Source organism: Arcicella sp. GW458-12-2-14-TSB2 (assembly GCF_059423785.1).
The window spans coordinates 1-10,005 of record NZ_JBWKYN010000201.1; the positions used below are offsets into that span (position 1 = coordinate 1).

Annotated in this window: 9 protein-coding genes; 1 reads left to right on the forward strand and 8 read right to left on the reverse strand. The window is 35.5% G+C overall.

Translation table 11 applies throughout. The annotated features are described in order from the left end of the window. Positions 1–61 precede the first annotated feature (61 nt). Entirely contained in the window at positions 62–1,858 is a 1,797-nt protein-coding gene (gene ggt, locus AC07XN_RS21050) for a gamma-glutamyltransferase (protein WP_494744478.1), read from the forward strand. A gap of 66 nt (positions 1,859–1,924) precedes the next feature. Here the strand turns inward: ggt and AC07XN_RS21055 are convergent, their stop codons facing one another. The 8 genes from AC07XN_RS21055 to AC07XN_RS21090 all read right to left on the reverse strand — a co-directional run bounded on the left by AC07XN_RS21055 (position 1,925) and on the right by AC07XN_RS21090 (position 9,764). Beyond that, positions 1,925–2,929: an LLM class flavin-dependent oxidoreductase gene (locus tag AC07XN_RS21055; protein ID WP_494744479.1), complete on the reverse strand. Its 1,005-nt coding sequence runs from the start codon at positions 2,927–2,929 to the stop codon at positions 1,925–1,927. A gap of 518 nt (positions 2,930–3,447) precedes the next feature. Further along, positions 3,448–3,924, reverse strand: coding sequence for an adenine nucleotide alpha hydrolase family protein (locus tag AC07XN_RS21060; protein ID WP_494744480.1), 477 nt, complete (start codon positions 3,922–3,924; stop codon positions 3,448–3,450). A 75-nt stretch (positions 3,925–3,999) separates the two neighbouring features. Then, positions 4,000–5,385 (reverse strand): sensor histidine kinase, encoded by a 1,386-nt coding sequence (locus AC07XN_RS21065; RefSeq protein ID WP_494744481.1) that lies wholly within the window; start codon positions 5,383–5,385, stop codon positions 4,000–4,002. Next, positions 5,382–6,080: a response regulator transcription factor gene (locus tag AC07XN_RS21070; protein ID WP_309920057.1), complete on the reverse strand. Its 699-nt coding sequence runs from the start codon at positions 6,078–6,080 to the stop codon at positions 5,382–5,384. Before AC07XN_RS21070 ends, AC07XN_RS21065 begins: the two co-directional genes overlap by 4 nt. Before the next feature lie 28 nt (positions 6,081–6,108). Then, entirely contained in the window at positions 6,109–7,203 is a 1,095-nt protein-coding gene (locus AC07XN_RS21075; protein WP_494744482.1) for an FUSC family protein, read from the reverse strand. A 15-nt stretch (positions 7,204–7,218) separates the two neighbouring features. Beyond that, positions 7,219–7,965 (reverse strand): Dph6-related ATP pyrophosphatase, encoded by a 747-nt coding sequence (locus AC07XN_RS21080; RefSeq protein WP_494744483.1) that lies wholly within the window; start codon positions 7,963–7,965, stop codon positions 7,219–7,221. Between the two features lie 213 nt (positions 7,966–8,178). Continuing rightward, a complete protein-coding gene (locus AC07XN_RS21085; RefSeq protein ID WP_494744484.1) occupies positions 8,179–9,009 on the reverse strand; it encodes an RpnC/YadD family protein in 831 nt (276 codons plus the stop codon). Between the two features lie 71 nt (positions 9,010–9,080). Next, positions 9,081–9,764 carry a VIT1/CCC1 transporter family protein gene (locus tag AC07XN_RS21090; RefSeq protein WP_494744485.1) on the reverse strand — a complete coding sequence of 228 codons (684 nt, stop codon included), beginning with the start codon at positions 9,762–9,764 and terminating at the stop codon, positions 9,081–9,083. Positions 9,765–10,005: the final 241 nt, after the last annotated feature.

A 10,005-nucleotide genomic window follows, 5' to 3' on the forward strand; every position in this document is an offset into this window, starting at 1 on the left:
AAAATATTTTAATTGTTTAAATAACGTGAATTCTGTAAATTGAAATAAAAAATCAACAAATATGAGGTCAAAACATTTACTTACTTTATCAATCTGCTTAATAGGTTTAGGGGCTTGTAAAACTACACAACCCAACCAACAAAATACTTCTCTTCAAAAACCAGTTGAAAATCAAGGCTTTTATCAATTCAGTAACGAAGACCCCAATGCCTCGCCTTTCTTTGCTAAAAAGGCATCTGTATATGCCAAAAACGGAATGGTAGCGGCTACTCATCCAGTTGCGTCACAAGTTGGTGTTGATATTTTAAAGCAAGGAGGGAATGCTATCGATGCGGCAGTAGCTACGCAGTTTGCTTTGGCAGTGGTTCACCCAGCAGCAGGCAATATCGGGGGCGGAGGTTTTCTGGTTTATCGTGATAAAGACGGCAAAACCTATACGTTGGATTATCGCGAAAAAGCACCTGAGCATGCAAGCAGGGATATGTATTTAGATGAAAACAAGAATATAAAAGCAGGGCAACCTAGTTGGCTGGGGCATTTAGCTAGCGGCACGCCTGGTTCTGTAGATGGTTTAGAGCAAGCCCATAAACGATTTGGAAAGCTTACTTGGAAGCAAGTATTGCAACCAGCGATTGATTTAGCTGAAAATGGTGTAAAATTGACTGCGCGCGAAGCTAGAGGATTAAATAATGTGAAAGCTGATTTGCTGAAGTTTAATCCGACAAAAAAGTATTTCATGAAAGAAGACACTGCAAAGTGGGTGGAAGGAGAAATACTCATTCAAAAGGATTTGGCAAAAACACTTAAATTGATACAGGCGCAAGGAAGAAAAGGCTTTTATGAAGGCGAAACGGCTAAATTATTACTAGCTGAAATGAATCGGGGAGGAGGAATTATTACTCAAAAAGATTTAGATAGTTATCATTCAGCTTGGCGTGAACCTGTAGTTGGCAATTATAAAAACCTAAAAGTAATTTCGATGCCACCACCCTCTAGCGGTGGAATCGCTTTATTACAACTCCTAAAATTTGTTGAGCCATATCCTCTTCAAAAATGGGGTTGGCATAGCGACTCTACCACACAGGTAATGATTGAAGCTGAACGTCGGGTATATGCTGATCGTTCAAAGTGGTTGGGTGACCCTGATTTTGTAAAAGTACCTCAAAAGGAATTATTGGAGGCCGAATATTTAAAGAAACGCTGGCAGGATTTTCAGTTTGCGCAAGCAACTGACAGCAAAATGGTAAAAGGAGGAGATATTACAGGGTATGAAAGTCCTGAAACTACCCACTCATCTTTTGTCGATAAAGAAGGAAATGCAGTATCCATTACTACTACTTTGAATGGCTCTTATGGAAGCAAAGTAGTTGTAGACGGAGCAGGCTTTTTAATGAATGATGAAATGGATGATTTTTCTATCAAGCCGGGCGTTCCAAATGTGTATGGATTGATTGGGAATGAAGCTAATGCCATTGCTGCTAACAAAAGAATGCTATCATCTATGACGCCAACGATTGTTGAAAAGGATGGTAAACTTTTAATGGTGTTAGGCACTCCGGGTGGTTCTACTATTATCACTTCTGTTTTTCAAGTGTTTTTAAATGTAGTGGAACACCGAATGTCTATGCAACAGGCGGTTGATGCTCTTCGTTTCCATCACCAATGGACGCCCGATAGAACTACTTTTGAAGAGGGAGCTTTCACAGAAAAAACCTTGATGAGAATGCGTGAAAAGGGATATAAATTGGATTCGCAGAAAAATACTATAGGTAGGATGGATTGTATTTTGGTATTGCCAGACGGTATTTATGAAGGTGGAGCAGATGTAAGAGCAGATGATACAGCGGTGGGTTATTGAGAAAGATTCTTTATCATTAGCGAGGGACTTAAGTCCCTCACTAGTGATGAATGATATTTCTTAATTTTATTCCGCTAAACCAAAAGCTTCTGCAAGTAACTCAAAAGAATGTAGCCTATCTTCTTTATTATCTGTTAACGTCGATACCATTATTTCATCAATATCAAATTCATTGGCTAATAGCGTTAATCTCTCTTTTACCTCATCTTTTGTACCTGATATTATTCTGGTACTATTTGCTTTAATTCGAGCAGATTCTGACAAAGAAAAATCATAATTCTTTATTTCTTCATAACTAGCAAACTGATCAAACTGCCCCTGTTCAAATTTAACTAGTGTATAATCATGGAAGTGTCGCATTTGTCTAGCTTTTTCTTCTGTATCCGCACAAATCACTGACAAGGCGAGTAGTTCTTTGGGCTGAGTAAATTGTGAAGAAGGAGTAAAGCTTTTACGATAATGTTCGACAATATCTGGATTTACATGGCCATTGATAAACTTGGCAACTGCTAAGCCCATTCCAAACTGAGAGGCAATACCGCTACTTCCTCCACTAGAACTTAAAATCCATTGCATAGGAATAGTAGAGGCCAGTGGAATAGCTAACAACCTTCCTTTTGAAGTAGCAGCACTATCAGTAAAAAAATGCTGAAGATGGCTCAATTGCCTTAAATAACTTTCTTCTTTAAAATCATTCGAGGGATTCAACAAAGAAGCTGTGATAGTATCTCCACCCGGAGCTCGCCCCATGCCTAGGTCTATTCGCCCTGGGAAAAGTGTTTCAAGCATCCTGAAATTTTCTGCAACTTTCAACGCACTATGATTAGGTAACATTATTCCTCCAGAACCAATTCTAATACGATTAGTTTCGTCTGCGAGTTTTACCATCAATACTTCGGGCGTCGAACCCGCAATAAAAGTTGAATTATGATGTTCGGAAACCCAAAAACGATGATAGCCTAATCGCTCGGCTAGTTGAACTGTTTGAATGGTTTCTTGAATGGCTTGAAGGGCTGTACTGTTTGGGTGTATGATTGATTGGTCTAATATACTTAATTTAATCTTTTTCATTTGAGCTGAAGTTTATTATTATCATTTCTGTGTTATCAGATAATAACGAATTTGTCCAACCATTGATTCAACTATCTTTTTAATTAATAATAGAGCATTATAGGTAAAGCTCTCTTATTTGGTTAGCCTCTGGCTGTAATCTCATGTCTAAATGTCGTCATATTTATTCTCTAATTATTAAGAAAGGAATAACAGCTCTACTCTAGGCAAGGTTATAGAGGCAACAAAGCCTATTAAAAATAAACTAGGAGCCAAGGGGACTAAAAACATCCCAATAAATACTTAATGGTATGGCTGTTATTTTTATAGTATGCTGCTGCAAAATATTGTTCATTTGACAGTTCTTTTAATCCATAAAAGAAAAAACACACTTAGGAAGCGTGTTTTTTAACTGTAATTACATATTGTTTGTATGTTGGTAATAATATTGAATTGCTTGTATGAGACTACTGTGGCGGACAGTAGTCCCATCAAGCCTATTATAATAGCTACGACAGGATAGTTTAATAATGGGTTTGTTAATTAAATAAAGAGATTAGTTGTTCATAAGGAGCTTTCTCAAAGTCATGCTCAATGGTTACTTCAATAACATTGTAGTTTGATTTTTTGAGGAGAGGAGTAGGGTCAAAAGCGTTTTTTGTTTGTTTTAGCTGATAGTTTTTAGCAATATAAATTTCATCTACATGGTTTGCTTCAAGGAAGTTCCTCATGGCATTAGTGTTGTGCCCATGAAATAATTCTATATTGATGTATTTGATTTTACCCTCAAATCTATTACGAATTATTTCTAGTGCTTCCTTAAACTCGTTGGTCATGTATGACGATACTATCTTTTTTGGGGTATAAAATAATAATTCTGTGATAGAATCATTCAGATATTCAGCATGTAATAGTATTACCTCAATAGTATCTTCACTATAAGGCTCCAACGCAAGTTTCAGCGTATTGAGCGATGCAACACGAAAATCAATCGGAATTAAAATAGTTTTTTTCATCACTTGTCTTTTAGATGTTGTGACAAAACTATTTTGAGGAGATTATAAACTTTTAAGAATGAGATTAGAATTCGATTAGAGAAGAAATGAATCTTCCATAAGAGGGATTTTGATTTGAACTTTCGTTCCTACATTTACTTGAGAGCTAACGATTAAGTTGCCTTTGTGCAAATGAATAATGTTTCTAGTAAGGGGCAAGCCGATGCCATAACCTTCGAACAAGGTCGTATTGGATGCTCGGAAGAATGGGTCATAAATAAAGGCAAGTTCAGCATCGGGGATACCAATGCCTTGGTCTTCAACCATGATAATTACTTGCGAATTGCTCGATGCAATATGAACAGTGACGGGTTTGTTGTTAGAATATTTGCAAGCATTATTCAAGATGTTAGCAAACGCAAGGTGTAATAATTGTTGATTGCCCCTTACTTTTAGTTTTTTGGGGTCTTCGGGCAAGAGACGTAAATCAACAAGGATTTTGTTATTAGGGTTTAGCTTATCAATCAAGCTTTTACTCACCCATATTATTTCATCTATACGAACTTTCTCAAAAGTTATTGTTTTGCCTTTATACCCTGTTTGCGCTAAGAAAAGTAAGGATTTCGTGATTTCATTTAACCGTTCGGCTTGTTGAAGGATATTTTTGAGGGCAGTAGAATATTCTTCAGAAGTGCGAGGCTTTAATAAAGAAAAATCTGCTTCGCCGATAATGGTAGTGAGGGGAGTGCCAAGTTCGTGTGAGGCGTTACTAATAAAATTCTTTTGTGTTTCAAAAGCCGTTTCAATACGGTTGAGAAGTTCGTTGAAAGTATTAGTTAATTCGCTTATTTCTATGCTTTTATTGATGTTGTTTTCAAGGCGAAGATGGATGTTTTCAGTGCTGATTTGTTTTACCTTATCCGTGATTTCTTTGATGGGGTCGAAGATATGTTTTGAAAAATAGAACGAAAAGATAACCACAATCAAAATCACCATTGAAATTCCTGCAATCAATACAGACCTTAGAAAAATCAAATGGTTTAAGGCGTAATAATTTTCTGCTGAAACAATCACAAAATATAGTTTATTGCCTTTCTTGTATTGCGAACCAGCAATGAATAAATTTCCTTCTTTTTCCTTGTAAGTATCTGCTTTAGAAAGCGAATTCAAAAAATGAATTGGCAAGGTATATTTATCAGCAATTTGTTCAAAATCAGCATTAGGTGTAATTTCAATCAGGTATTCCTTCTCTTTTTCAAGCTTCTCTAAATGTTGATTTCTTAAATTTTTTAAATATTTAGCATTGAGCGTTCCAGAATTTAAACTGTATTGAGCAGATATTCTTACACGAGCTTCGAGCCTTTTATAAAAATCAACATACGAATATTTATCCAGAAAATAGTAAATAGAGAGACCAAACACAACAACGATTGTGCTACTCAACAGCCCTAATATGATTGCTAATTTGGTTTGTGTTTTCATTTTTCTTTGAGTACATAACCCATTCCCACAACGGTATGAATGAGCTTATGTTCGAAATCGCCATCAATTTTTTTCCTGAGGTAATTAATATACACATCCACCACATTAGTACCCATATTAAAGTTGATATCCCAAGCACTTTCCAATATGTCTATTCTTGAAAGCACTTTGCCTTTATTTTTTATCAAAACTAATAATAAACGATATTCAGTGGCAGTCAAGGATATTTTCTGGTCACCTCGCGATACCGTTTTGGCATCATCGTCAATGATTAAGTCTCCGATAGTGTATGTGACTCTTGCCTTATCGTCTGGAATATTATCGATATAAGAAGTCCTTCTCAGAAGTGCATTGATTCGGGCATATAATTCGATGAATTTAAAGGGCTTTACCAGATAGTCGTCGGCTCCAGAGTTTAAACCCAAGGCAATGTTTTCAGAAGTGCCAAGGGCTGTTAGAAAAAGAATTGGTGTTTTGATATGGCGTGAACGTAATTCTCTGCATACTTCGATTCCATTTTTATCGGGCAACATAATGTCTAAGATGATGAGATCAAAAGAAGATTCAGCAGCCATGCTAAGAGCAGTATTGCCGTTTAGGGCTACAGATACTTCAAAGTTTGCTTCGTCTAAGCCTTTTTTCAAAAAGTCAACAACGTTTATTTCATCCTCTACTAAAAGTATTTTTTTATTCATGGTTCATTTCATTCATCCTAATTATAGCCTATTTCCGAAGCATTACTTTCTTCGCTTTTCTGATTTTCATCGTAGCATAGAAACGAATTTTCTCGTTATGAATTATCCATCCGCCAAAAGCACCTATTAAGCTACCGATAGAAATATCTATAAAACGTGTTACAAAGAGTAAATTTGGCTCCTGTATTAATGGATTTGCGGCCTCAGCTAATAGTATCGTCATAGGTGTGATAAAAATAACAGCCAAAGCGTAATGTCTTACTATTAATACCTCAATAATGAATTGGAGTAGGATAATACTAATACAAATACTAAGAGGAGCATTAACAATTGAGAGGATAACCCAGCAAAGCCCTAAGCCCAAAAAAGTACCTAAAATACGATGGACTACTCTTTCCCAGATATGGTAGAGCGTTGCACCTTGCATGACAGCAAGGCAAGAAATGGGTATCCAATAGGGATTTTGAAGTTTTAATACATGTCCAATCAACATTGAAAAAAACATGAAAAATCCAATAATCAATGCTTCAACTAAATCGGTGTATTTGCTTTTAACTAATAGCTCAGCAATAAGGACAGCGTCTTTTTTAGATCGTTTATTTTTCACTAAAAGGCTATAAATCAGTGCTAAAGTGCAAGCCAACATTGTTCCCATTGCTACCAAGCCAATTTTTTCTGGAATGACTTTTAAGTCGTGAGGCATACCACCTGCTAGAGAGGCTATAAAAATAAAAAAGAAACTTGCAGGCGGTTTTGTTTTAAAGTAAAGGTTAATCCAATAAACTATCGTAGCGTATATACCAAAGACTATTGTCGAAACAAGAGGATTAAAACTAAAGAGAAGCCCTACAGTATAAGAAACCAAGAAGCCGAAAGAACAAATTAACATAGTAGCCATGCGACTAACAAGAGAATTAGCTATCGGAATGTATAATATCACAATGCCAGAGAGGCTTGCCAATAAACCAGATTTTATATTGTCAACGTATAAACCTATAAGCAATGGAATGCCAATGCATAATGCAGCCAATACAGGAATATGCCACAGCCTATCACTCTGTTTTATTTTAAAGAAACCTTTAACCTCTTGGTAAAAAAGCTGTTTAATAGATTGCTCTTGCATTTCCTTGCTTGCTTATCATGTTATTGATAATAAATCACAATACCAGAAACCGTTATCAAATGGATTGTCTTGGTTTGCATCATCACAATCATAGCTATCATTGTCTTTTGGCTTTGATGGCGTATATTTTCGATACACGATTTCTCCTTTTTCAAACGCAATGGGTTGGCTGAAAATCGGTCCATCAAATACAAAAGTATGAAACTCTCCGTTCTCTCCACAAGGGTCAACATTATCTGGTAAATCGTTTAAAAATCTTTCATCTATGATTCTGCCTACAAAGCTTTTGTCTAGATACTTATCATTGACACATGTAGTGATGGTTTTAAAGCCTACATCCAGAAATTCCTTGATAATATCTTTGGTAGGTATTTTCCATAAAGGAAAAACACCTTTTAAGTCTATGTCAGATAATTTGTTTTCTCGGTATAAGCGTAAATCTTCTAAAAAAATATCGCCAAAGATAGAGGCTGTTGCTCCTTGAGTCTTTAAATCTGTCAAAGTCGCTTTCATGACATCTTCATATATTTCCATCGTAGGCATCTCAGGTAGATACATTTTTACAAGAGGAATCCCAATACTTTCAGCCTGTTGTATCAATAATTCTTCTCGCACACCATGCATTGATATTCTACGGTACTCTTCATTGATACTGGTTAGTAAACAATTAACGTCATATTCTTGTGACTGTAAGATTTTGTATAAACTCAAAGCAGAATCTTTACCTCCACTCCAATTAAAAATTGCTTGCTGTTTTATCATGCTGTAAAAATAGGTTTTTGTTGGGAATGAATCATAATATTATGACTATTCCGATATTTTAGCTTAACCCAAAAATGAGGAGGTTGGATAAATTTATATTGACAATAAACTAGATTAGAATTGTAAGATACTATAAATAAGAGAATTGATTGGAGTATATAAAATGAAAGAAATGTCGGAGTAAATAAAAACTACACTACTCGTGATTAATAATTACTTTTTATCGGCAAGTTTTTGCTTAATATCTTTAACAAAATCTATCGAAACTCCTGCTATATCCGCTATTTGTTCTAGAGATAAGCTTAGTTTTTCAAGTAAATTAACTACAAATTTAATTTGCTCTTTTTCTCGTGCTTGATCTTGTCCTCTCAAATAGAGAACATCTCTTTCTTCGCTTATATATTTTGCAATACTGTCCATAGCATTTTTTAAATTTAGTTCTAAGTTACTCAATTGGGCTAAAACACGCAATTGATTGAAGTATCTTTTTAACGAAAAATCTCCTTCTGAGGTTTCTTCAATACGATGAATAATTTGCTTTAAAACATCTTCTACATTTTCTTGTTTAAAATTACCTAAAATCCCCAAAACAACTTCCTCAGGTTGCTCTGATAACAGAAACTGATGATAGTCTATTTCAGCAAAATTTATTAATAAAAACTCAAAACTCATTCGTTTTCGTTCAAGCTTTCTAGGCATTTTAGGATTTGAAGCACCTAAAAAGATAACATATTGTACAATAGGTAAGTCATACTTTCTATCCAGCATTATAAAATATTCTGCCATTCTATGAGCCATTTTAGGCTCATCCACTACCTGGAATTCAATTTGAAGGATAAATATATTTCCTTGTGTATCCGTAATCTTCTTTAGAACATCAGGTTTTCGTTCTTTTGTATATTGAATATCATCAGGTAATTCCTCGGAAGACGTCGCTACAATACCAAGTAGATTTTGCATTAAATTAGGTATAACAGCTTCGATATTTTCTTTGAAAATTTTGTCGTATTGATTTGATTGGTGTTTTTGATTACCTCTTTTCATAGGGTAGGATAAATTTTAAATCAAGCATTTTGTAAAACTATAATCAACGATATTAACGCTAAATATATCTTCTATCCTCCAAACATCTTTGCCACAAAATAAGCAGCACCAGCCGCTGTCGCTCCGATTAGAGTTACTTTTATAGCTCCTGTCAATGGGTTTTGCCCTGTTACTTTGCTTTTGAAATAGCCAAATATAAATAAGGTGATTAGTGTGACAACCATAGAATACAATAATCCTTGATGTGCATTCTCCACAACAAAGTAAGGTGAAAGCGGAATGATTCCGCCAACGATATAGGCTAGACCGATTGTCAAGGCTGAGTTTCTTGCACGATAAATATCAGGTTTTTCTAACCCTAATTCAAATTTCATCATAAAATCTACCCATTTCTTTTTGTCTTTTGAAAGTGCTTCCACAATAAGGTTTTGGGCGTTTTCATCTAAACCATAATCTGCAAATACTTCCTTGACTTCTTCCTTTTCTCGTTCAGGCATCAGTTCTACTTCCTCGTATTCACGTTTTAGTTCAGCATCATAGTGCTCTACTTCGGTTTGCCCCGCCAAATAACCGCCTAAGCCCATAGCGATTGAACCCGCCACAATCTCAGCAATTCCAGCCGTTGTAATGATCGCAGTATTAGCAACAGCACCCGATAAACCCGCTGCCAAAGCGAAAGGAACTGTCAATCCGTCAGACATTCCGATAACGATATCTTTAATAAAATCAGAGCTTTCCAGATGCTTTTCTTCCATGTTTTCTTTAGTAAGGGTTATTTATTGCAAGGTAGTTTTTTTGCTTTTAAATAAAAAAGAAGAACCAAAGGTTCTTCTTTTTTATTATGGACTTTAGGACTTAAAGACGCAAGATTTTAGACTTATTGTTTTTTTACAACTCACAGCTCAATTCTCATAGCTACAAGCTATTATTCCGCTATCCCTACATAGCGTGTTTCCTTCATTTTAGATGCGATAGAGATATAAATCAAGAATGAGA